The sequence below is a fragment of the Micromonospora sp. NPDC049836 genome (assembly GCF_044465125.1).
Taxonomy (GTDB): domain Bacteria; phylum Actinomycetota; class Actinomycetes; order Mycobacteriales; family Micromonosporaceae; genus Micromonospora.
In genome coordinates, this window is sequence record NZ_JBITLH010000009.1 from 135883 (window position 1) to 157330 (window position 21448).

The following is a 21448-nucleotide window of genomic DNA, read 5'->3' on the forward strand; positions in this document are numbered from 1 at the left end:
CCTCGACAAACGTTCGGGTCAGCCGGGCGCCAGGCGGATGTGACCGGCGCGGCCGACCGCCTCGAGGTCCCAGTGGTGGCCGAAGGCGCGGACCCGCGAGGCGGTGATCCGGCCGATCTCGGCCGGCACGTCGGGGTCGATCTCCAGGCGGCCGTTCACCGGGTTGAGACCGAGCATCGCCCGCACCAGGGCCAGCGGCGCCCCCGCCGCCCAGGCTTGTGGGCTGCACGCGGTGGGATACGGCACGGCGAACATGGTGCGTTCGCGGATGTATCCGCTGAGCGCCTCGGGAAGCCGGTAGCCGAACTGCTCGGCCGCGTCGAGCAGGGCCAGGCTGATCCGGTTGGCCTCGGCCCGGTAGCCGTACCGGGCCAGGCCCAGCACCGCGATGGAGTTGTCATGCGGCCAGACCGTGCCGAGGTGGTAGCCGAGCGCGTTGAACAACCGGTCCTCGCGGGACAGGGTGCGGATGCCCCAGCCGGAGTACATGTCCTCGTGCATGAGCTGGCGCACCACCGCCCCGGCGCGCTCCGGCGGCACGATCCCGCTCCACAGCAGGTGTCCCATGTTGGAGGTCTTCGAGTCGATGGGCGTCTTGTCGCCGTCCAGCCCGACCGCGTAGAAGCCGCCCCGCTCGTCGAGCCAGAAGTCCTGGTTGAACTGCCGGTACAGCCGCGCGGCGTCGTCGCGCAGCCGGGCGGCGAGGGTGGGCTCGGCGAGCGGCCCGTCGGCCAGCTCGGCCAGGCGCAGCTTCGCGTCGTACGTGTAGCCCTGCAGTTCGCAGGTCGCGATGGGCAGCACCGGGATCCGGCCGTCGGAGAAGCAGACGCCGTCCGGGGAGTCCCGCCAGCACTGGTTGCCCAGCCCTTCCGGGGAGCGGGTGGCGTACTCGACGTAACCGTCACCGTCCCGGTCGCCGAAGTGGTCGATCCAGTGCAGCGCGGCCAGCGCCTGCTGCCGCAGCCGGCGGATCAGCTCGTCGTCCCCGGTCCACCGCCAGTACTCGGAGAGCAGGATCAGCCAGAGCTGGGTCGCGTCGGCGGTGCCGTAGTACGGCGTGTACGGCTTCGCCCCGGTCCGGGTCAGCTCGCCGAAGCGGACCTCGTGCAGGATCCGGCCGGGTTCCTCGTCGGTGAAGTCGTCGCACCGGGTGCCCTGCAACCGGGCGAGCGCCACCAGCGCCCCGCGGGCCAACGCCAGCCCGGCGGTCAGCGTCTGGTACGCGGTGATCAGGGTGTCCCGGCCGAACACGGTGAGGAACCAGGGCAGTCCGGCGCCGGGCAGCTCGACGCGCTGCCCCTTGACCTCGAGTTCGAGCCGGAGCGCGGCGAGGTCGTGCCGGGACTGCCGGGTGGTGCGTTCCAGCACCGGGTTGTCGCTGTCCAGCGTCGCCCGGTTCTCGATCCAGGCGCGCACCGGGTTGGAGTACCGGCGGTGCAACACGTCGGCGATGTCCCCGCGGACCGGCTCGACCGTGCCCGGCCCGGGCGGCAGCGGCACGGACAGGTTCAGCTGCCACTCCTGCCGGGGTTGCAGCTGGACCTCCCAGACCAGTTCGTCGCCCTCGATCCGGTCCGGCGCCAGCGACGAGCAGACCTCGGTCTGCGCGGCGAAGCCGTCGGTCTCGTAGCGGAAGCAGAGCGGGCTGCCGTCCGGGTCGTGCCGGCGGACGATGTCCGCCGAGCGGTCCCGCACCCCGGACTTGACCTCGAACAGGTCGGCGAAGTCGGCCGCGACGGCGAGGCGCAGCTCGACCCGGACCGGTTCGGCCCGGTACGAGAGCAGCTCGATCCGCTCGTGGAAGCCCTCCCCGACGTAGCGCAGCCGGCCGGCCCCGACGCTGTCCGGCGGCAGGCCGGGCAGTTCCGGATTGGTGAGCACGAACTGCGCCGAGTAGTGGTCGATGGTCTCCGAACGCAACACCAGGAAGCGGCCACCGTTCACGGTCAGCGTCCACCCGCTGAGCAGCCGGGTGTCCAGGTGGACGAGCCCGCCGATGCTGCCCGGCGGCACGTCCCCAGCCGGGTCGGAGTACATGAAGGTCGGGCCGCTGAGCACGGCGATCGACTGGGGGCCCAGCTCGGGCGGGGCCGCCCGCTGGTCGCCCGGCCCGCCGGAGGCGGCGAGGCCGGGGGTCGGATCGGCCGGGGTCGGACGTGCCACAACCATGCCGCCGACGGTAGGAGCGGCACGGGTGAGGCGGCCATCACCCGATCCGGGCGAAGCCCGGCCCGGGAACCGCAACGCCAGGACGGCGGGGGCCGCTCAGCCCTCTCCGGGTAGCGGCGCGGTGATCGCCCAGCGCTCGTGGTCCCGCCAGGCGCCGTCGATGAAGAGGTAGTCCGGGGAGAAGCCCTCCAGCCGGAAGCCGAGCCGCTGCGCCAGCCGTTTCGACGGCTCGTTGCCGGGTTGGATGTTCGCCTCCAGGCGGTGCAGCCCGAGCGCGGTGAAGGCGTGCGCGATGACCAGCCGGATGCCGGCCGAGGCGTGCCCGGTGCCCGCGTACGGCAGGAAGGCGGCGTAGCCCAGGTAGCCGCCGCGCAGGGCGCCCAGCACGATGCCGCTGATGTTCGCGTACCCGGCGATCTCGCCGCTGGCCCGGTCGCAGAACAGGTAACCGTCGGCGTCCTGCCTGCGGTTCTTGCGCAGGTAGGCGGCGTACTTCTCCGGGTCGTCGGGGGCGGCGAGCCAGGGATGGTGCAGGTCGCGGCTGCGGCGGGCGGCGGCGATGAACTCGGCCTCGTCGGCGGGGCGCGGACGCCGGATGCCGACCCGGCCGTCGGTACGAAGGTATCTCACGTTGCCCTACTCTCGCCCACCGGCGCGAACGGGATGCGACCGGGGTCGCGCGGAGGCGGCACGTCCCCTACCGTGGGCCCGGACGACGGGAGGTCGATCATGAGGATTGCTCCGCTCGGCACGATGCTGGTTTCCGCTTCGCCGCTGGGGACCACGGTGTCCTGATCCGGGCCGCCGGCGGCCGCCCCCGGCAGCCGCCCCGCCGCTCCCCCGACACCTCCCCCTCGGCCGCGAAGCGATCAGGCGACCCGCCCCGCGCGGGTCCCCCGTCCTGGCGTGCGTACGCCACCACATCGCTTCCGAGGGAGTTCCTCGTGTTTCCGGAGATCCCGTCCGGGCGCCCCGCCGCGCCCGGACCGCGTACCCCTGTCCGGTGGCCGGCATGACGGCCACCGCTCCCACCGGCCGGCTCGGCCGCGACTTCTACCGGCTCTGGACCGCCAGCGCGGTGTCCAACCTGGGCGACGGCGTCACCATGGTCGCGGCCCCGCTGCTGGTCGCCTCGCTCACCCCCGACCCGGCCGCGGTGGCCGCGGCGGCCCTCGCCCCACAACTGCCCTGGCTGCTGTTCGCTCTGGTCAGCGGGGCGCTCGTCGACCGCCTCGACCGGCGCCGGCTGATCGTCGCGGTCAACGTCGGCCGGGGCCTGGTCCTCGCCGCGCTGGCCGGGGCGGTGCTCGCCGGGGTGGCCACCGTGCCGCTGATCCTGCTGGCGTTCCTGCTCACCGGGATCGGGGAGACCCTCGCCGACACCGCGTCCGGGGCGCTGCTGCCCTCCGTGGTGCCGCCGGAGCGGCTCGAGGAGGCGAACAGCCGGCTCTTCGCCACCTTCGTCGTCGGCAACCAGTTCGCGGCGAAGCCGCTCGGGGCCTACCTCTTCGTGCTGGCCGCGGCGCTGCCGTTCGGGTTCGACGCGGCCACCTTCGGGCTGGCCGCGCTGCTGCTGGCGCTGCTCCGCTGGCGTCCCGTCCCGCCGGCCACGCCGGAGCCCGGCGCCGCGCGGCCGGTGCGCTCGATCCGGGCCGACATCGCCACCGGGGTACGCACGCTCTGGCAGGCACCGGTGCTGCGCACCCTGGCGCTCAGCATCGCGGTGATGAACGTGGCGTTCTGCGCGGCGTTCGCGGTGTTCGTGCTCTACGCCCGGCAACGCCTCGACCTCGCCCCGGTCGGGTACGGCGTGCTGCTGACCGCCTCGGCGCTCGGCGGCCTCGCCGGCAGCACCCTGGCGACCCGGCTGCGGGCCCGGTTCGGCACCCCGGCGCTGCTGCGGGCCGGACTGCTGATCGAGATCGGTCTGCACCTGGTGCTGGCGGTCACCCGGCAGCCCTGGCTGGCCGGCGCGGCCCTGGCGATCTGGGGCGCGCACACCATGGTCTGGGGCGTGCTCGTGGTGTCGCTGCGGCAGCGCCTCGTGCCGGACCGGCTGCGCGGCCGGGTGAACAGCGTCTACTCCCTCGCCGACCTGGGCGGGGCCGCCGTCGGCACGGCGCTCGGCGGCACCGTCGCCCGGGCCACCGGCAGCGTCCTGACCCCGTTCTGGCTGGCGGCCGCCGCGCTGACGCTGCTCACCGCGCTGGTCTGGCGGCGGTTGGCGGAAACGGACGGCTGACCGGACCGGTACGCCGGCCCGCCGACCACCCGGCGGGCCGGCCCGGTCAGAGCGGGCCGGGGTGGGGCTGGTCTAGCGGCATCGGGACCATGAGGTACGTGGAGCCGCGCAGGTCCAGCCAGGCCCGGTCGGGGGCCCGGACCAGCCGGAGCATCACATCGGCGCAGGCCGGGCAGCGGCCGACCAGCCCGGGGGCGTGCGAGTAGACCCGCAGCCCGGCCACCGGGCCGGTCGTGCCGCAGTTGGCGCACCGCCCGGTGGCGCTGCTCAGGTCGACCGCGAAGATCTCGCGCAGCGGCCCGTCGAGCATGTTGCCGTCCAGATAGGACAGATCCGTCATGCGTCCTCCTCGCTCGTCAGCCGGTCGGGCCGAACCGTTCGGTCTTCACCCGCCGGGTCGGGTGCCCCAGCCCCACCAGCAGGTCCGCCACGGTCTCCACGAAACCGGTCGGGCCGCAGACGTAGCAGAGCGGCTCCAACTCCGGCGGCCAGCCGTGGCTGTTCACGTCGGCCAGGCCGATCCGGTGCGGCTCGCCCCGCCAGCCCTCCGGGGCCGCCCGGGTGTACACGTACGCCACGTCGAGGCCCTGGTCCTCGCGGGCGCGGCGGCGCAGCTCGTCGGCGTAGAAGACGTCGTCGGGGGTGCGGACCGAGTAGATCAGCCGGAACGGCACCCGGCTGCCCGCCGCGCGCCGGGCCCGGACCATGGCCATCAGCGGCACCACCCCGGAGCCGCCGGCCACCAGCAGCACCGGGGCCGTCTCGTCGGTACGCCAGACGAACCAGCCGCCGACCGGGCCGCGCACCTCCACCGGGTCGCCCTCGGCATAGGTGTCGATGAGGTACGGCGACACCTCCCCGTCGGACACCCGCTGCACGCTCAGCTCGATGCGCTCGCCGTCGGCGGGCGCGGCCAGCGAGTACGACCGGGCCGCCTGGTAGCCGTCCGGGGCGGTCAGCCGCACGTCGACGTGCTGCCCGGCCAGGTGTCCGGGCCAGCCGGGCACGTCCAGCACCAGGGTGTGCGCGCTCGCCGTCTCGATCCGCCGCTCGGCCAGCCGGGCCACCTGCCAGGTCAGCGGGGTGGCGGCCACCCGGCCACTCGTGGGTGCGGCCACCTCAGTCGCCCTGGTAGCGCTGCTCGCGCCACGGGTCACCGTAGTCGTGGTAGCCGGCGGTCTCCCAGAAGCCGGGATGGTCGTCGACGAACAGCCGGATCCCGCGCACCCACTTGGCCGACTTCCAGAAGTACAGGTGCGGGACGAGCAGCCGCGCCGGCCCGCCGTGCTCGGCCGGCAGCGGTTCGCCGTCGAAGGTGTGCGCCACCCAGGCCCGGCCGCCGCGCAGGTCGTCCAGGGGCAGGTTCGTGGTGTACCCGCCGTAGGAGTGGGCCAGCGCGTAGCGGGCCGCGGTGTCGACCCCGTCGAGCAGGGTGTCCAGGGAGACGCCCCGCCACGTGGTGGCCAGCTTCGACCAGCGGGTCACGCAGTGGATGTCCACGGTCGGGGTCTCCTGCGGCAGGGACATCAGCTCGTCCCAGGACCAGCGGAACTCGCGGCCGTCCTCGGTGCTGAGCACGAATTCCCAGGTGTCCAACGACACCCTCGGCGTCGGCCCGGCCGAGAGCACCGGGAAGTCCTGGGTGAGGTACTGGCCCGGCGGCAGGGCCGGTTCGGCCGAGCGGGGCCGGCCCTGAAAGCCTGGCGACACAATTCCCACCGGTCAGTCGTACCACCCCGGGGTGCGCGGCGGCAGTGCTTCGGCCGACTCCGCCGCGTGATCGACCACCGCGCGGCCGGTCGTCCGGCCGCTACCTCGGGTCTCCCGGGGCCGCCCCGCCCACCGGGTCGCGGGTGGCGCGCAGGCTCGTGAGGGTCACCACGACCAGGACGGCGACGATCACGCCGAGGGAGGCCAGCGTGGGGATCTGCGGCACGCCCGGCCAGATCCCGTGCGCCCAGTGCAGGCCGAGCTTGAGCCCGATGAACGCCAGGATGGCCGCCAGGCCGTAGCTGAGGTGCACCAGGCGACTCAGCGCGGCGTGCAGCACGAAGTAGAGCGCGCGCAGCCCGAGCAGGGCGAACGCGTTGGTGGCGAAGACCAGGTACGGGTCCTCGGTGATGCCGTACACGGCGGGCACCGAGTCGACCGCGAAGACCACGTCGGTGGCGAGCACCGCGACCACGACCAGGGCGAACGGGGTCAGCGCCCGGCGCCCGGCGTGCCGGATGGTCAGCTTCGGACCGTGGTACTCGTCGACCACCGGCATGACCTTGCGGAGCAGCCGCACCGACCGCATCGTGTCGATGTCGACCTCCTGCGCGTGCCCGGACAGGGCGTCGCGCAGCAGCTTCACCGCGGTGGCGATGAGGATCAGCGCGAAGAGCAGGAAGGCGAAGTCGAGGGTCTGCAGCGCGGCCGCGCCCAGGGCGATGAAGACCGCCCGCAGCACGAGCGCGCCGGCGATGCCGTAGAGCAGCACCCGCTGGGCCAGCACGGCGGGCACCGCGAACGCGGCCAGCAGCAGCATGAAGACGAAGAGATTGTCGACCGAGAGCGACTTCTCCACCAGGTAGCCGGTCAGGTACTGCACACCCAGCTCGGAGCCCCACCGCGACCACACCCAGACGCCGAAGGCCAGCGGCAGCGCGACGTAGAACGCCGACCAGCCGAGCGCCTCCTTGAGCGACACCTCGTGCGGCCGGCGGGTGACCAGGAAGTCCAGCACCAGCAGGGCGAGCACGCCGGCGATGGTCACCGCCCAGAGCATGGGGGTGCCCACCGACGACAGCTCGGTGGCGGACAGGGGGGACAACGCGGTCACAGGGCCTCCTCGAACACCGTGTCATGTTCGAGGTCTCCTTCACCCACCAGAACGTGGGCAACCACCCGAGGCACGTCCAGGCGTGCCGTACTGACCGGAATGGTTCGTGGGAAGTACTCCCCTCGCGCGTCCAAGGTTAGGGCACCCCGGCCCGGACGCCAACTGGGGACGCACATGATTGCCCTGGTCAACCGCTGTGTGCACGCCGCGACGTGGTGCCCGGCGCGATCGGGACCTATGGTGACGCGATGACTGACCAGGGACCCCTGACCGGCGTACGGGTGATCGAGCTGGCCGGCATCGGACCCGGCCCGTTCGCCGCCATGATGCTGGCCGACCTCGGTGCGGACGTGGTCCGGGTGGACCGGGTGGGCGGCGGCGGCTTCGGCGCGCTGCCCGGCGACCTGCTCAACCGCAACCGGCGCTCGCTCGCCGTCGACCTCAAGACGCCCGCCGGGCGGGACGTCGTGCTCGCCCTGGTCGCCGGCGCGGACGCGCTCGTCGAGGGCTTCCGGCCGGGGGTCACCGAGCGGCTCGGCCTCGGGCCCGCGGACTGCCGGGCGGTCAACCCCCGCCTGGTGTACGGCCGGATGACCGGCTGGGGGCAGGACGGGCCGCTCGCCCCCACCGCCGGCCACGACATCGACTACCTGGCGTTGACCGGCGCGCTGCACGGCACCGGCCGGGCCGGCGAGCGGCCGGTGCCGCCGATGAACCTGCTCGGCGACTTCGGCGGCGGCGGGATGATGCTGGCCCTCGGCGTCGTCGCCGCCCTGTACGCGGTCCGCGCCGGCGCGCCCGGCCAGGTCGTCGACGCGGCCATCGTGGACGGCGTGTCGGTGCTGGCCACCCAGATCCACGCGCTGCGCCGGGTGGGCATGTGGCAGGACGCGCGCGGGACGAACCTGCTCGACGGGGGCGCCCCCTTCTACGACACGTACGAGTGCGCCGACGGCCGCCACCTGGCGGTGGGTGCCCTGGAGCCGCGCTTCTACGACGAGCTGGTCCGGCTCACCGGCTTCCCACTCGACGGCGACGAGGCGCCGGACCGGACCGACCCGGCGAACTGGCCGGCGCTGCGGGCGGCGTGGGCGCGGCTGTTCCGGACCCGTACCCGCGACGAGTGGGCGGAGCTGCTCGCCGACTCCGACGCGTGCGCGGCGCCCGTGCTGGACTGGGCGGAGGCGCCGGCTCACCCGCACCTGGCCGCGCGCGGCGTCTTCGTCGCGCCCGACGGGGTCACCCAGCCGGCGCCCGCCCCACGCTTCTCCGCCACCCCCACCTCGGTACGCCGGCCCCCGCCCGAGCCCGGCGAGCACACCGACGAGGTGCTGGCCGAGGCGGGCTTCGACGCCGCCCGGATCGCCGCCCTCCGGTCCACCGGCACCATCGCCTGACCCGTCCGAGCGCCTCCCTGCCCCCGGCAGGCGGGCTTGCCGCGGCCACCCGGGCCGGAGAAGGGGTGGGCGTGGTTGAGCCGGCCGGCGCGGGACGTCGCGACAGCGGGCAGGCGCCGCCGGGCCGGGTCAGCGGCGGGTGGCGCCCGGTGCCATCGCGGGCTCGACCACCGCCCGGAAGTCACGCGGCAACTGCACCACCACGTCGTCGAACTCGCCGCCGCTGATCGCCTCGCGCAACGTGGTGAAGACCGCGCGCACGCCGTCGCGGGCGACGTTCTCGTCCACGCCGGCCCGCTGCGCCACCCGGGCGACGAACTCGGCGGCCCCGAACCGTTCCGCCGCCTCCGTGGCCGGGTGCGGCTTGAGCACCTGTTGCAGCGGTTTGGGTAGCTGCGCCGCCAGATCCAGCACCTCGCCGCCGGTCAGCCGTTCGGCGAGGGTCTCCAGGGCGGCCCGGGTCAGTGCGGCAGCCCGTTCCGTGGGCGCTGCCGCCCGCTGGGCGACCTGGTCGACGAAGGTGTCGTAGTTCATCGGCGCTCCCCCCTCACGGCTGCCCGGCTACCCGCCCCGCAGCGCCGGAAACCGCGCCACATTTCCCGACCGGACCGCGCGTGACCAGGCGCGCGACGGGTAACCGCCGCCGGTCGTGACCGTGACTACAGGCGCGAGGAGCCCGACCCATGGCGAGTTACACGGACGTCCTTGAGTACCTGTCCGCGCTGGACTATCCGGCCGGGAAGGACGACGTCATCCGGGAGGCCGAACGGGAGGGTGCCCCGCCGGAGGTGTTGCGGGCGCTGCGCGCGCTGCCCCCGGTGGACTACGCCAACGGCACCGAGGTGGCCCGGTCGGCCGGCATCGACGCCGCCCCCGAGGTCAGCCGGTCACAGCGGGCGGCACAGGCGCGGGAGCCGCACACGCGGGTCTCGCAGCACCTGCGCGGCATCTGATCCCGTACCGTGGCGCGCCGGACGGCCGGGCGGGCCGGCCGGCACCTGCCGGCGGCGGTCCAGTTGGTCGGCATGACGCTGGTCGGCGTCGTGGCCGGCGGGGCGGCCGCCGTCATGATCGCGCCGACGCTCGCCCCGCTGGTCGGCTGGGACACCGCCGCGCTGAGCTGGCTGGTCCTGCAATGGTCCCGGCTGGGCAAGCTGGACGCCGCCCGCACGGCCCGACTGGCCAAGCTGGAGGACCCGAACCGGGCCACCCGGGACGGCCTGCTGCTGGCCGCCTGCCTGGCCAGCCTGCTCGCCGTCGGCGTGGTGCTGACCACCGCGCACAGCGTCCGGACCGGCCTGCCTCGTGACCTGTACGGAGGGCTCGGCGTGCTCAGCGTCGTGCTCTCCTGGTTCGTGGTGCACACCGTCTTCACCACCCGGTACGCCCGGCTGTACTACAGCGGGACACCCGGCGGGATCAACTTCCACCAGGACGAGCCACCCTGCTTCGCGGACTTCGCGTACGTCGGCTTCACCCTGGGCACCACCTTCCAGGTCTCCGACACCGACCTGTGCACGTCGGAGATGCGCCGCACGGCGCTGCGGCACTCGCTGCTGTCGTACCTGTTCGGCGCGGTCATCGTCGCGGCGACGGTGAACCTGCTGGCCAGCCTCGCCCCGTGAGCCCCGGACGACAGGCGGGCGCCCCGGGTCACGAACCGCGACCTGGGGCGCCACGCAACACCTGCTCCTGCCGGTCCGCGCCCGAACCGGGTCGCGACCGCCAGGCGGTGGATGTTCGCCCGAACCGGGCGGGCATCACTGCCACGATCATCCTACGATGCAACATCAGCCGAACGGGTGACTTTCGCAAAACTGTGGCGGGCGGCACTCCGGCTCAACCGGTCAGTTCCGCGTACCGCTTCTCCAGATCCACCCGGGCCAACGCCCCCACCAGCCAGGCCAACCGCTCCGACTCGCCGCTGCCGGCCAGGCCCGCCAGATCCTGCGCCGACCGGCCCAGCCCCAGCCGCCGGGCCGCGGCCAGCGCCCGCCGGTCCGCCACCGGGGCCACCTCCCGCCACACCGCCTGCGCCTCCCGCAGGAACAGGTCGGCCACCGCGTCGTCCACACCCGGCAGCGCGGTGAGCAACCGCCGCTCCCGGGCCGGATCCTGGTGCGCGCCGGTACGCAACCGGCGCAGGTCACCCCGATACCGGTCGACCACCGTCCGGGCCAGGTCGCCCAGCGTCGAGGCGAGCGCGTCCACGTCACCGCGCTGCCCCGCGCCGCGCAGCACCCGAACCCGATCCTCGTGCAGCGAGCGGGCCATCCGGGCGGCGCTGTCCCAACCGGCGTCCCGCAACGCCGCCGCGGCGTCCACCGCCTTGCGGAAATCACCCCGGCGGGCGAGCAGGACGGACAGGTAGAGCACCTGGAACAACTGCGCCGGGTTGTTCGTCACCCGGAACCCGTACTGCTCGGCGAAGCCGCGACCGTCCCCGGCGAGCCGGCGGACCAGCCGCTTCTTGTCCTCGATGCTGGCGATCCCAGTGGTCGGCATACCCACGTCTACCCGGGCGAGGGGCGGGCATTCAGTCCTGGAAGCCGCCGCTGCGGTCGCGCGCCTTCAGCCGGGTGGTCGGCAGCGCCGGAGCCGGCAGCGGCGGCGCCGGGTCGTCGGCCACCGTGCCGAAGCGCCGCCCCGCCATCCACTCCTCCCGGGCCGCCACGATCTCCTCGTGCGAACGGCCGACGAAGTTCCACCACATCACCAGCGGCTCCTCGAACGGCGTACCGCCGAGCAACAGCAGCTTGCTGCCCGCTGTGGCCCGCACGGTGAGCGTGTCCCGGCCGGTGCCCAGGTAGAGCAGCGCGCCCACCTCCAGCGACACCCCGTCCACCTCCGCGGCGCCGGACATCGCCAGCAAGCCGTACTCGAAGTCGCGGCGCAGCGGCAACGTGGCCGGCGCCGGACCGCGAACCTCGAGCTGCGCGCCCAGCAGCGGGGTGTACACCACGGCCGGCGAACGCTCGCCGCCGACCTCGCCGACCAGCAGCGTGACGTCCAGGTCACCCTCGCGCCACCGGGGCAGCGTCGCGTGGTGCGCGAAGTCCGCGGCCCCGGCACGCGCCGGATCCGGCAACGCCACCCACAGCTGTACGCCGTGCATCACCGGCGGGTGCACCACCGGCGAACGCTCCGAGTGGGCGATACCGTGCCCGGAGGTCATCACGTTGAGCTGGCCCGGGCGGATCGGCTGCACGTTGCCGAGGCTGTCCCGGTGCACGATCTCGCCGTCGAGCAGCCAGGTGACCGTCTGCAAGCCGGTGTGCGGGTGCGGCGGCACCTCCATGCCGGGGCGTTCGTTGACGTCGTCCGGTCCGAAATGGTCCACGAAACACCACGCCCCGACCAGCCGCCGCTGCCGCTGCGGCAGCAGCCGCCGCACCGTGGTGTAACGGCCGAGCGGCACGTCGTGGCCGGGCAGCAGCACGCTGGGCTGCTCCGCCGGGGCGGCACCGGGCGGGAGCATCTGGGCGGGCAACGATTCGGTACGGTCCACCGCCCGACTCTACGCTCCGCTCTTGTCGATGATCACGGTGTTCGGGCCTGCTACCGGGCTGGGTGGTTGCGCTTGGGGGCTGGGGGCGAGGGTGACCGGCTCCGGGCGGTCAGGCTTGATCCCTGCGCCGGTCACCCTCGCCCCCAGCCCGTCGTGGGCGTTCGGCGTCGGGCGGTGACCGGCTGTACTTGCTCAGGCCGTTGTGTTCGGTCGTCGGCGGGTCCGCTCTGGCCTCCGGTCCGTGGTGGGCCTTCGCGGGCCGGCGGTGACTGCTCGGTCGGGCCGTTGTGTTCGGTCGTCGGTTCGGCAGGCACGCTCACCCTTCGGCCTGTGGTGGGCGTTCGTCGGCCGGCGGTGGCTGCTCGCTGAGCCGGTTGTGCTTGGCTGGCGGGAGACGCCGCTGGCCGGCACCCGTTGTCGGGTGCCGGCCAGCGTGTGCTTGGTGCTTGGGTGGTTGTGGTCAGCTGTTCCAGTGCTGGGCGACGATGTCGGCGGCCTGCTGCTCCCACTGGGCGTAGGCATCCGGGTAGGCCGAGACCTGCACGGTCTGCGCGGCGACGGTCAGCGGCAGGTCCTGCCAGCCGTCGACCTGCTTCAGACCCTTCTCGAACGCCAGCGTCGCGTACTCCGGGTCGGTGATCTGCTCCGGCGTGCCCCAACCACTGGACGGGCGCTGCTGGAACAGGCCCAGCGAATCGTGGTCGTTCTTGTCGCCGAGGTGGCCCAGGTTCTCCAGCTTCGACTCCTGCAGACTCGTGGCGATGGAGATCACCGCGGCCCGCTCCGGCAGACCCGCCTTCTTGGTGGCGGCGATGATCGCCTTGGCGTTGGCGGTCTGCTCATCGGACAGGTCGATACGCGACTGGGCGCCCTGCACACCGTGCGGAATCAGCTTGCCCTTGTCGACGCTGGGCTTGTCGGCCTGCACGGCCGCGACCGGCTTCGCCTGCATGGTCGGGGTGTCGGCGTGGGCGGCGATCGGACCGGCGAACACACCACCGGTGAACGCCAGACCAGCAATACCCAGCACGCTCTTACGCAGCATCGTGTTCATGACAAAGCTCCATTCGGGGGTCGGCGCACACCCGACCGGGGGGTCGGCATCGTGTGCGCAAGCACCGTCAGGCGCTCAACGGATGACAACGCGATAAGCGCGCACCCAAAGGGAAAGGTCTTCGGAACGCACGCCGGTGGCGCGCACCCAAAGAGGAAAGTCTTAGGGGGATCATCCCGGCCGCGGGGCGGGGGGCCTCTTCGCGGCGCCGGGACCATATGTAACGACCGCCGGCCCACCATCATTCCCGAGGGCCCGGCACCCTGTGGGGCCTGCACCCGGTGGGGCCGCACCCCGTGGGGTGGTCTTCCTCGGCCGTTCACGCGGATACAACGACCCCCGGCCCCCAGCCATTCCGGGCCCACGGTGCCGCCGACCACACCCCCGAACCGGACAGACCACCTCAAGCCACCCAGTGGTGCACGGACGTCCAACCGTCGGTGGAACGGTATGGAGGTTTCCGGAGCCCGGAGACCTCCATGACGTTCCACTCACCGCGGGAGCCGGGCCGCACACCCGTCGCAGCCGCGTACCGTCCTCCCGGACCCGGCTCGCCCGGGCGGCGCCGGGGCGGCGGCCGGAGCGGCCATCACGGCTGTCCCGACGGGCGACCATCCCGACGGTGCGCACGCACGACGCGGGTGGGACCTGCCGTGACCGGCGCAGGGACCAAGCCTGACCGCCCGGAGCCGGGCACGGCGGGTCCCACCCGCCCACCGCAACCACCCACGGGGCCGATCGCAACGATCAAGCTGACCCGCGTTCTAGATCCAGTCGTCCAGCGGATCAGTGAACCGGACGGCGGTGACGATCCGTACTCGGGGGCGTCGGCGGGATGCCGATCCGGCGGGGCGACGAGGCCCGGTCCGGGACCGGAAGGGGCGTACGGTGATGCCGGAGACCGTCGAGACGGTGTTCGCGGACGTGGTCAAGCGGAACCCGGGTGAGCCCGAGTTCCACCAGGCGGTCCGCGAGGTGCTGGAGAGCATCGGTCCGGCCCTGGCCCGGCACCCCGAGTACGCGCACGCGCGGATCGTCGAGCGGATCTGCGAGCCGGAGCGGCAGGTCATCTTCCGGGTGCCCTGGGAGGACGACCACGGCCGGGTACGGGTGAACCGGGGTTTCCGGGTGGAGTTCAACAGTGCGCTCGGGCCGTTCAAGGGTGGTCTGCGCTTCCACCCGTCGGTCTACCTGGGCATCGTGAAGTTCCTCGGCTTCGAGCAGATCTTCAAGAACGCGTTGACCGGGCTGCCGATCGGCGGCGGCAAGGGGGGCGCGGACTTCGACCCGAAGGGCCGCTCGGACCGGGAGGTGATGCGCTTCTGCCAGAGTTTCATGACCGAGTTGTACCGGCACATCGGCGCGCAGACGGACGTGCCGGCCGGGGACGTCGGGGTGGGTGGCCGGGAGATCGGCTATCTGTTCGGGCAGTACAAGCGGATCACCAACCGGTACGAGTCGGGGGTGCTCACCGGCAAGGGGCTCGCGTACGGGGGTGCGCAGGTGCGGCGGGAGGCGACCGGCTATGGGGCGGTCTTCTTCGCCGAGGAGATGCTGAAGCAGACCGGGGACGGCCTGGACGGCAAGCGGGTGGTGGTCTCCGGCTCGGGCAACGTGGCCGTCTACGCGATCGAGAAGGTGCACCAGCTCGGCGGCACGGTGGTGGCCTGCTCCGACTCGGACGGGTACGTGCTGGACGAGAAGGGCATCGACCTGGAGCTGCTGCGGGAGTTGAAGGAGGAGCGCCGGGTCCGGCTGGACGACTACGTGCGGCATGTGCCGCACGCGGTGGCGGTCTCCGGTCGTACCGTCTGGGAGGTGCCCTGCGATCTGGCGTTGCCCTGCGCGACGCAGAACGAGATCGGCGGCGCGGAGGCCACGGCGCTGGTCGCCGGCGGCTGCGTCGCGGTGGTGGAGGGAGCCAACATGCCGACCACCCCGGAGGCGGTGCGCATCCTGGGCCGGGCCGGGGTGCGGTTCGCCCCGGGCAAGGCGGCCAACGCGGGCGGGGTGACGGTGAGCGCGCTGGAGATGCAGCAGAACGCCAGCCGGGACGCGTGGACGTTCGCCCAGTCGGAGCAGCGGTTGCGGGAGACGATGCGGGACATCCACGCCCGCTGCTGGGCCACCGCCGAGGAGTACGGCCTGCCCGGCGACTACGTGGCCGGCGCGAACATCAACGGTTTCCGCCGGGTCGCCGAGGCGATGCTGGCGCACGGTCTGGTCTGAGCCGCCACTGTGGCCGGAGCGGGCGGGCCGGGCTGACCATGCGGTCAGTCAGCGATTGACAGGGGTCGAGGTCGGGCCTACGTTCAGGGCGCTACCGGCCGGTAGGCATCCGTCCCGCCTGGCCGCCCCCGTCCCGGGGCGGCACCCGTCCCCGGGGGAGCAACGATGCTGACCTCATCCACCCGCCTGGTCCGCCGGCTGCTCGCCGCCGGCGCGGCCCTCACCCTCGCGGCCGGCCTCGCCGGCGCCACCCCCGCCGTCGCGGGCGACCGTGGCACCGACGGCGGCCAGCCGCTGCCCGGCTACACCATCAGCAACCCGCCCCTGGCGCCGCTGGTCGTCGGCGGCGCGCCCACCACCGTCCGCCAGGGCGTGCACGAGCACGCCGGCTACATCATCGAGACCCCCGCCCGCTGGAACGGCGACCTCGTCATGTGGGCGCACGGCTACCGCGGTCAGGGCACCGAGCTCTCCCCCGAGCCGCCCGCGTACGACCTGCGCCAGCGCCTGCTCGGGCAGGGATACGCCTGGGCGTCGTCCTCGTACGACCGCAACGGCTACGACATCCGCTCCGGCGTGCTCAGCACCCGGCACCTGGCCGACCTCTTCGCCGACACGGTGCGACGCCCACACCGGGTGTACCTCGCCGGTGTGTCGATGGGCGGGCACATCATCGGCCGCTCGTTGGAGCAGTACCCGGGCTACTACGACGGGGCGCTGCCCATGTGCGGCGTCCTCGGCGACCACGAGCTGTTCGACTTCTTCCTCGACTACAACCTCGTCGCGCAGGCCCTCGCCGGGGTGCGCGCCTACCCGACGCCGGCCGACTACCTGACCAACGCGGTGCCCCGGATCCAGGTGGCGCTGGGCCTGGCCGGCCTCACGCCGGGCGGTCCGGACACCACCAACGACCTCGGCAAGCAGCTGCGCGCCGTCACCATCGAACGCTCCGGCGGTCCCCGGCCCGGCGCCGACGCGGCCTTCGCGGTCTGGAAGGACTTCCTGTTCGGCATCACCACCACCGACGGCGGCGACTCCCCCGCCCAGCGGCCCGGCCAGCTCGCCACCAACCTGCTCACCCGGTACTCCCCGAACAGCCCGGTCGACCTGAACGCCACCGTGCAGCGGGTCGCCCCGGAGAACCTGCGGCAGCGGCTGTCCCCGACGCTGACCGAGGTGCCCCGGATCAACGGCCGGCCCACCGTGCCGGTACTCACCCTGCACGACCTCGGCGACCTCTTCGTACCCTTCAGCATGGAGCAGGCCTACGCCCGGGACGCGGCATGGCACGGGCGCAGCCGGCTGGTCGTGCAGCGCGCCGTCCGCGCCGCGCAGCACTGCGAGTTCAGCCCGGCCGAGGCCGGCGCCGCCTGGGACGACCTGGTTTCCTGGGTACGCACCGGGAAGCGGCCGGCCGGCGACGCGGTCACCGATCCGCGGGCGGTGCGGGCAGCCGACTTCGGGTGCCGGTTCAGCGACCGCGCGGCGTGGGCCGCCGGCGCGGGAACCCGCCGGTTGTACGCGGCCTGCTGAAGCGCCGGCTGCACGCGGCCCGCTGAAGCACCGGTTGCACCGCAGCCGCCGGGGCCTGGGCTGCGCTGCCGTGTGCGCAGCCTGCTGAGGCTTGGGCTGCCTGGCCCTACGGGCACACAGACGCCGCTGGCCGGCACCCGGTTCGGGTGCCGGCCAGCGGCAGTCACGTTCCTGAGCTTGTCAGCTCTCACGCTTGGTGGTTGGTGGTTGTGGTCAGCTGTTCCAGTGCTGGGCGACGATGTCGGCGGCCTGCTGCTCCCACTGGGCGTAGGCGTCCGGGTAGGCCGAGACCTGCACGGTCTGCGCGGCGACGGTCAGCGGCATGTCCTGCCAGCCGTCGACCTGCTTGAGGCCCTTGAGGAAGGCGAGGGTGGAGTACTCGGGGTCGGTGATCTGCTCCGGCGTGCCCCAACCCGAGCTCGGGCGCTGCTGGAACAGGCCCAGCGAGTCGTGGTCGTTGCGGTCGCCGAGGTGGCCCAGGTTCTCCAGCTTCGACTCCTGCAGACTGGTCGCGATGGAGATCACCGCGGCCCGCTCCGGCAGACCGGCCTTCTTCGTGGCGGCGATGATGGCCTTGGCGTTGGCGGTCTGCTCATCGGACAGGTCGATACGCGACTGGGCGCCCTGCACACCGTGCGGGATCAGCTTGCCCATGTCCGGCTTGTCGGCCTGCACGACGGCGGCCTCGGTCAGGGCGGTGTTCGGGGTGGCCTCGTGATGGTTCAGCGGACCGGCGGCGAGACCACCGGCAACGGTCAGACCAGCGATACCGAGCACGCTCTTACGCAGCATCGTGTTCATGGGAAAGCTCCATTCGGGGGTCGGCGCACACGGCGATGGGGGTCGCAACGTGCGCAAGCACCGTCAGGCGCTCAGAAAGTCTTGAAAGGGGGGATCACCCGGCCCGCGGGGCGGGGGCCTCTTCACGGCGCCGGGACCAGGTGTAACGACCGGCTGCCCACCATCATTCCCGCAGGGCAGGCACCCGGGGTGAGGCGCTCTTCCTCGGCCGTTCACCCGTGTTCAACGACCCCCGGCCGCCAACCATTCCGGCCGGGGGATGTCCCGGGTCACCGTCGGACCGGACATACCACCCAGCGACGGCCACGGCGCCCGGCCGGGATGGTCAACTCCGGATGCGGCAAAGCGGCCCTTCCCGGCCACGGACACCACACCATGCCGCAATCGGGGAAGGCGGGTTGGGCCGGTGACGCCTAGGCTGCGGGCACCGACGGTGGAGGAAGAAGGGTGGGGCCGATGCGTACGCCGCTGCGCCTGGCGGTCGCCCAACCGCGTTGCCGCTCGTACGACGTCGCCGGCAACGCGGCCGTGCACGCCGCGACCGTGCGCGCGGCCGGGGCGCGGGTGGTGGTCTTTCCCGAGCTGTCGCTGACCGGGTACGAGCTGGACGCCGAGCCGGTGCGGCCCGGGGACGCCCGGCTCGCGCCGCTCGTGGTGGCGTGCGCCGAGACGGGGGCGGTGGCGTTGGTGGGTGCCCCGGCGCCGGGGCCAAGCCGGCCCTACCTGGCGGTCCTCGCGGTGGACGGGGGCGGCGCCCGGGTGGCGTACCGGAAGATGTGGTTGGGTGGCGCGGAGCCGGACCGGTTCGCGCCCGGCACCCGACCGGCGGTGCTCGAGGTGGACGGTTGGCGGCTCGGCCTGGCCGTGTGCCGGGACACCGGAATCGCCGAACACGCGGCCGGGACGGCGGCCCTGGGCGCGGACGCGTACCTCGCCGGGGTGCTGGAGACGGCCGACGACGCGGCGGTGCCGGCGGAGCGGGCCCGACGGATCGCCACCACGCACCGGGTGTGGGTGGCGGTGGCGAGCTTCGCCGGGGGCACCGGTGGCGGCTACCCGCGGGCGGCGGGCGGTTCGGGGATCTGGATGCCGGACGGGTCGCCGGTGGGGCGGGCCGGCACGGGCACCGGCGAGTTGGTACGGGCGACTCTCCACTGAGCGCCGGCGGCGGCCGGCCCACCCACGTGGCGGGCCGCGGTCCGGGGAGGGTACGGATGACGGGTGGAGCGGCCCGGGTGAGGGGTGGCAGGTGTTGCTCGGGCAGATCGCCGGGATCCGGCGCTACCCGGTGAAGTCGCTGCTCGGCGAGGAACTGGACGCGGCGGAGGTGCGGGCGGGTGGGCTGGTCGGCGACCGGCGGCTCGCGCTGTTGGACCGGGTGTCCGGCCGGGTGGCCAGCGCGAAGAATCCGTACCGCTGGCGGGCCCTGCTCAGGCTGCGGGCCGCCGGGGCCGGACCGGTCCGGATCGTGCTGCCCGACGGCCGCACCGTCGGCGCGGACGACGACCGGGTGGACGCGGTGCTCTCCGAGGTGCTGGGCGAGCCGGTGACGTTGGTCGACACTCCACCGCCGGACGCCGTTCTCGAACGGTCCCGCCCGGAGGCGGTGCTCGCGGCGGGTGTGACGGTTCCGGTGCCGATGGACGAGGGTCGGCTCGGGGCGGCCGCCCCGCCGGGCAGTTTCGTCGACTTCGCGCCGCTGCACCTGGTGACCACCGCGACCCTGCGCCGGCTCGGCGCGGCCGTGCCGGCCGGCGTGGTCGACCCGGCCCGGTACCGGCCGAACCTGCTGCTCGACACCGAGGGCGCGGGCTTCGCCGAGAACGACTGGGTGGGGCGGGAGCTGCGGCTCGGCGACGAGGTGGTGCTGCGGATGCTGGCGCCGACGCCCCGCTGCGCGGTCCCGACCCTGGCGCACGGCCCGCTCCCCCGCGACCCGGACGCGTTGCGCGCGCCCGCGCGGCTGAACCGGGTGGTGCCGCTGCCCGGCCTGGCGGCGCAGCCCTGCGTCGGCGGGTACGCGCAGGTGGTGCGCCCGGGGCAGGTCCGCGTCGGCGACCCGGTGCGGCTGGACTGACCGGAGCCTGCTACGGCCCCCGGTCAGCCCTGGCCGCGGCCGTGCAGCAGCGCGTACGCGGCGAGCAGCCGCTGGAGGGCGGCGGCGGTCCGTTGGTCGAGCGTGCCGTCGTCGGCGGCGTCGTCGATGCGCTCGCGGAGGTCCTCGATCCGCTTGGCGCGGTCCTTGGGCTTGCCCCGGTCCAGCTCGCCCGCCTTCTTGCGCAGGTCGTTGGCGATCTTCCCGTCGACCCGGCCGTCCGCCACGGCCTGGCTGAGGAGGTCCGCGAACTGCGCTGCGAGCTGGCGCAGGGTGACCGGCGCCGGGCGGGCGCTGGCGGGCCCGGTGGTGGCCGGCGCGGGCGCGCTGGACGACTCGGGGGCCGGCTCGTCGGCCGGGGCGGTGGTGCCCGGCGCGGTGGCCGCGGGCGAGTGCGGGTCGTCGTCGAGCAGCAGCGTGCCGACGAGGCCGAGCAGCAGCACCAGGCCGGCCGCGAGGAGCACGCCGAGGAGCCGGTTGGACCGGACCGGCGGGCCGGCCACGGTTCGCGGTGGCGGGACCGGGCGGGCCGCGGCTCGCGGTGGCGGGGTCGGGTGGACCGGCACGGCGGCCCGGTCGATCAGCGTCGGGGCCTGCTCGGGCTGGGCCACCGTGGGCAGGACCGCGGTCGGCGGGTCGGCGGGCCGGCCGGCGCCGAAGCGGGCCGCGAGCTGGGCGGCGGTGGGTCGCCCGGCCGGGTCCGCGGCGAGGCAGGCCAGGGTGAGCTCGGCGACGTCGGCGGGGAGCCCGGGGATGCGCAGCGGCGGCACCGGGGGCCGCTGGGTCCGCAGGTCGAGTACGTCGTCCCAGGTCTGCACGGGCAGCGGGGCCCGGCCGGTGAGGGTGCGGTAGAGCAGTGCGCCGAGGGCGTACACGTCGCTGGCCGGGTTCGCCGGGCCGGGGGTCATCCGCTCCGGGGCGAAGTAGGCGGGCGTACCCATCATCAGCTCGCCGGTCTGGCCGGCCAGCGGGTGCCGGGGGCCGGCGAGCGTGGCGATGCCGAAGTCGAGGACCTTCGCGCCGGTCTCGGTGAGCATGACGTTGCCGGGCTTGATGTCGCGGTGCACCACGCCGAGTTTGTGCGCGGCGGCCAGCGCGCCGGCGACCTGGCCGGCCAACCGGACCGCCTCGGGCCAGGCGAGCGGGCCGCCGGACAACCGGTCGGCCAACGTGCGCCCCTCCACCAACTCCATCACCAGGTACGGCACGACCGCGCCGTCGGGCAGGGTGGCCTCGCCGTAGTCGTACACCTGGGTCACGTGCGGGTGGGTGAGCCGGGCCGCGGCGCGCGCCTCGCGCTGGATGGTGGCGCGCAGGTGCGGGTCGGCGGCGAGCTGCGTGGCGAGGGCCTTGACCGCGACGGGGCGGTGCAGCACCTCGTCGTCGGCGCGCCACACCTCGGACATCCCGCCGAGTCCGATGCGCTCGCGCAGGACGTACCGATCGTGCAGGCGCAGCGAGGGCGTCAACGGCGACATGGTGCCCCAGTCTGCCTGCCGCCCGGCCGGCTCGGCCAACCCGGTGCCCGGTTCCGCACCGGTCGGGCGATTCCCAACCGAACCGGGTCGCACCCGCACCACCCGGGGGGTCGACGAG

Annotated in this window: 20 protein-coding genes; 8 read left to right on the top strand and 12 right to left on the bottom strand. The window is 73.9% G+C overall.

The window, feature by feature from the left end; genetic code table 11:
* Nucleotides 1-18: 18 nt before the first annotated feature.
* Together ACIBPB_RS23695 and ACIBPB_RS23700 are read right to left on the bottom strand one after the other, a co-directional pair.
* Complete coding sequence (locus tag ACIBPB_RS23695; protein WP_396841667.1) at nt 19-2169, bottom strand: glycogen debranching N-terminal domain-containing protein; 2151 nt, start codon at nt 2167-2169, stop codon at nt 19-21.
* A 96-nt stretch (nt 2170-2265) separates the two neighbouring features.
* Nucleotides 2266-2799: a GNAT family N-acetyltransferase gene (locus ACIBPB_RS23700; protein ID WP_396841668.1), complete on the bottom strand. Its 534-nt coding sequence runs from the start codon at nt 2797-2799 to the stop codon at nt 2266-2268.
* Nucleotides 2800-3181: 382 nt separating this feature from the next.
* On the opposite strand from ACIBPB_RS23700, the gene ACIBPB_RS23705 reads away from it, so the two are divergent.
* On the top strand, nt 3182-4411 hold the full coding sequence (locus ACIBPB_RS23705; protein WP_396841669.1) for an MFS transporter: 1230 nt from the start codon (nt 3182-3184) through the stop codon (nt 4409-4411).
* Nucleotides 4412-4457: 46 nt separating this feature from the next.
* On the opposite strand, the gene ACIBPB_RS23710 is transcribed toward ACIBPB_RS23705, so the two are convergent.
* The 4 genes from ACIBPB_RS23710 to ACIBPB_RS23725 all read right to left on the bottom strand — a co-directional run bounded on the left by ACIBPB_RS23710 (nt 4458) and on the right by ACIBPB_RS23725 (nt 7181).
* Entirely contained in the window at nt 4458-4751 is a 294-nt protein-coding gene (locus tag ACIBPB_RS23710; RefSeq protein ID WP_046565919.1) for a DUF6510 family protein, read from the bottom strand.
* A 16-nt stretch (nt 4752-4767) separates the two neighbouring features.
* Nucleotides 4768-5529, bottom strand: coding sequence for a ferredoxin reductase (locus ACIBPB_RS23715; protein WP_396841670.1), 762 nt, complete (start codon nt 5527-5529; stop codon nt 4768-4770).
* 1 nt (nt 5530) lies between these two features.
* Complete coding sequence (locus ACIBPB_RS23720; RefSeq protein WP_396841671.1) at nt 5531-6130, bottom strand: sulfite oxidase-like oxidoreductase; 600 nt, start codon at nt 6128-6130, stop codon at nt 5531-5533.
* 91 nt (nt 6131-6221) lie between these two features.
* Nucleotides 6222-7181 (bottom strand): TerC/Alx family metal homeostasis membrane protein, encoded by a 960-nt coding sequence (locus tag ACIBPB_RS23725; protein ID WP_396841806.1) that lies wholly within the window; start codon nt 7179-7181, stop codon nt 6222-6224.
* 302 nt (nt 7182-7483) lie between these two features.
* Here ACIBPB_RS23725 and ACIBPB_RS23730 point away from each other — a divergent pair, with 302 nt between their 5' ends.
* A complete protein-coding gene (locus ACIBPB_RS23730; RefSeq protein ID WP_396841672.1) occupies nt 7484-8632 on the top strand; it encodes a CaiB/BaiF CoA transferase family protein in 1149 nt (382 codons plus the stop codon).
* Nucleotides 8633-8761: 129 nt separating this feature from the next.
* Here ACIBPB_RS23730 and ACIBPB_RS23735 read toward each other — a convergent pair whose 3' ends face one another.
* Nucleotides 8762-9166, bottom strand: coding sequence for a DUF2267 domain-containing protein (locus ACIBPB_RS23735; protein WP_357327876.1), 405 nt, complete (start codon nt 9164-9166; stop codon nt 8762-8764).
* Between the two features lie 149 nt (nt 9167-9315).
* Between ACIBPB_RS23735 and ACIBPB_RS23740 the strand changes: the two genes are divergently transcribed.
* On the top strand, nt 9316-9585 hold the full coding sequence (locus ACIBPB_RS23740) for a DUF2795 domain-containing protein (RefSeq protein WP_357327873.1): 270 nt from the start codon (nt 9316-9318) through the stop codon (nt 9583-9585).
* A gap of 9 nt (nt 9586-9594) precedes the next feature.
* A complete protein-coding gene (locus ACIBPB_RS23745) occupies nt 9595-10257 on the top strand; it encodes a DUF1345 domain-containing protein (RefSeq protein WP_396841673.1) in 663 nt (220 codons plus the stop codon).
* A 214-nt stretch (nt 10258-10471) separates the two neighbouring features.
* On the opposite strand, the gene ACIBPB_RS23750 is transcribed toward ACIBPB_RS23745, so the two are convergent.
* From ACIBPB_RS23750 to ACIBPB_RS23760, 3 genes are all read right to left on the bottom strand, one after another.
* Entirely contained in the window at nt 10472-11137 is a 666-nt protein-coding gene (locus ACIBPB_RS23750; protein ID WP_396841674.1) for a hypothetical protein, read from the bottom strand.
* A 31-nt stretch (nt 11138-11168) separates the two neighbouring features.
* A complete protein-coding gene (locus ACIBPB_RS23755) occupies nt 11169-12140 on the bottom strand; it encodes a pirin family protein (RefSeq protein ID WP_396841675.1) in 972 nt (323 codons plus the stop codon).
* 460 nt (nt 12141-12600) lie between these two features.
* A complete protein-coding gene (locus ACIBPB_RS23760; protein WP_396841676.1) occupies nt 12601-13194 on the bottom strand; it encodes a hypothetical protein in 594 nt (197 codons plus the stop codon).
* Between the two features lie 891 nt (nt 13195-14085).
* On the opposite strand from ACIBPB_RS23760, the gene gdhA reads away from it, so the two are divergent.
* Both gdhA and ACIBPB_RS23770 read left to right on the top strand, forming a co-directional pair.
* Nucleotides 14086-15423, top strand: a complete 1338-nt coding sequence (gdhA, locus tag ACIBPB_RS23765; RefSeq protein ID WP_396841807.1) for an NADP-specific glutamate dehydrogenase — start codon at nt 14086-14088, stop codon at nt 15421-15423.
* Between the two features lie 165 nt (nt 15424-15588).
* Complete coding sequence (locus ACIBPB_RS23770) at nt 15589-16956, top strand: hypothetical protein (protein ID WP_396841677.1); 1368 nt, start codon at nt 15589-15591, stop codon at nt 16954-16956.
* A 213-nt stretch (nt 16957-17169) separates the two neighbouring features.
* On the opposite strand, the gene ACIBPB_RS23775 is transcribed toward ACIBPB_RS23770, so the two are convergent.
* Complete coding sequence (locus tag ACIBPB_RS23775; protein ID WP_396841678.1) at nt 17170-17757, bottom strand: hypothetical protein; 588 nt, start codon at nt 17755-17757, stop codon at nt 17170-17172.
* 456 nt (nt 17758-18213) lie between these two features.
* Here ACIBPB_RS23775 and ACIBPB_RS23780 point away from each other — a divergent pair, with 456 nt between their 5' ends.
* Nucleotides 18214-18915, top strand: a complete 702-nt coding sequence (locus ACIBPB_RS23780; RefSeq protein ID WP_396841679.1) for a carbon-nitrogen hydrolase family protein — start codon at nt 18214-18216, stop codon at nt 18913-18915.
* A gap of 91 nt (nt 18916-19006) precedes the next feature.
* On the top strand, nt 19007-19834 hold the full coding sequence (locus ACIBPB_RS23785) for an MOSC domain-containing protein (protein WP_396841680.1): 828 nt from the start codon (nt 19007-19009) through the stop codon (nt 19832-19834).
* A 23-nt stretch (nt 19835-19857) separates the two neighbouring features.
* On the opposite strand, the gene ACIBPB_RS23790 is transcribed toward ACIBPB_RS23785, so the two are convergent.
* The gene (locus tag ACIBPB_RS23790; RefSeq protein WP_396841681.1) at nt 19858-21330 is read right to left on the bottom strand and encodes a protein kinase; all 1473 of its coding nucleotides are present in this window, start codon (nt 21328-21330) and stop codon (nt 19858-19860) included.
* Nucleotides 21331-21448: the final 118 nt, after the last annotated feature.

What these genes read in the sequence shown, in the direction of transcription:
- ACIBPB_RS23770 (WP_396841677.1), top strand. Translation starts at nt 15,589, where the DNA reads ATGCTGACCTCATCCACCCGCCTGGTCCGCCGGCTGCTCGCCGCCGGC.
- ACIBPB_RS23775 (WP_396841678.1), bottom strand. Translation starts at nt 17,757, where the DNA reads ATGAACACGATGCTGCGTAAGAGCGTGCTCGGTATCGCTGGTCTGACC.
- ACIBPB_RS23725 (WP_396841806.1), bottom strand. Translation starts at nt 7,181, where the DNA reads ATGCTCTGGGCGGTGACCATCGCCGGCGTGCTCGCCCTGCTGGTGCTG.
- ACIBPB_RS23780 (WP_396841679.1), top strand. Translation starts at nt 18,214, where the DNA reads ATGCGTACGCCGCTGCGCCTGGCGGTCGCCCAACCGCGTTGCCGCTCG.
- ACIBPB_RS23760 (WP_396841676.1), bottom strand. Translation starts at nt 13,194, where the DNA reads ATGAACACGATGCTGCGTAAGAGCGTGCTGGGTATTGCTGGTCTGGCG.
- gdhA (WP_396841807.1), top strand. Translation starts at nt 14,086, where the DNA reads ATGCCGGAGACCGTCGAGACGGTGTTCGCGGACGTGGTCAAGCGGAAC.
- ACIBPB_RS23710 (WP_046565919.1), bottom strand. Translation starts at nt 4,751, where the DNA reads ATGACGGATCTGTCCTATCTGGACGGCAACATGCTCGACGGGCCGCTG.
- ACIBPB_RS23730 (WP_396841672.1), top strand. Translation starts at nt 7,484, where the DNA reads ATGACTGACCAGGGACCCCTGACCGGCGTACGGGTGATCGAGCTGGCC.
- ACIBPB_RS23740 (WP_357327873.1), top strand. Translation starts at nt 9,316, where the DNA reads ATGGCGAGTTACACGGACGTCCTTGAGTACCTGTCCGCGCTGGACTAT.
- ACIBPB_RS23695 (WP_396841667.1), bottom strand. Translation starts at nt 2,169, where the DNA reads ATGGTTGTGGCACGTCCGACCCCGGCCGATCCGACCCCCGGCCTCGCC.
- ACIBPB_RS23705 (WP_396841669.1), top strand. Translation starts at nt 3,182, where the DNA reads ATGACGGCCACCGCTCCCACCGGCCGGCTCGGCCGCGACTTCTACCGG.
- ACIBPB_RS23750 (WP_396841674.1), bottom strand. Translation starts at nt 11,137, where the DNA reads ATGCCGACCACTGGGATCGCCAGCATCGAGGACAAGAAGCGGCTGGTC.
- ACIBPB_RS23790 (WP_396841681.1), bottom strand. Translation starts at nt 21,330, where the DNA reads ATGTCGCCGTTGACGCCCTCGCTGCGCCTGCACGATCGGTACGTCCTG.
- ACIBPB_RS23735 (WP_357327876.1), bottom strand. Translation starts at nt 9,166, where the DNA reads ATGAACTACGACACCTTCGTCGACCAGGTCGCCCAGCGGGCGGCAGCG.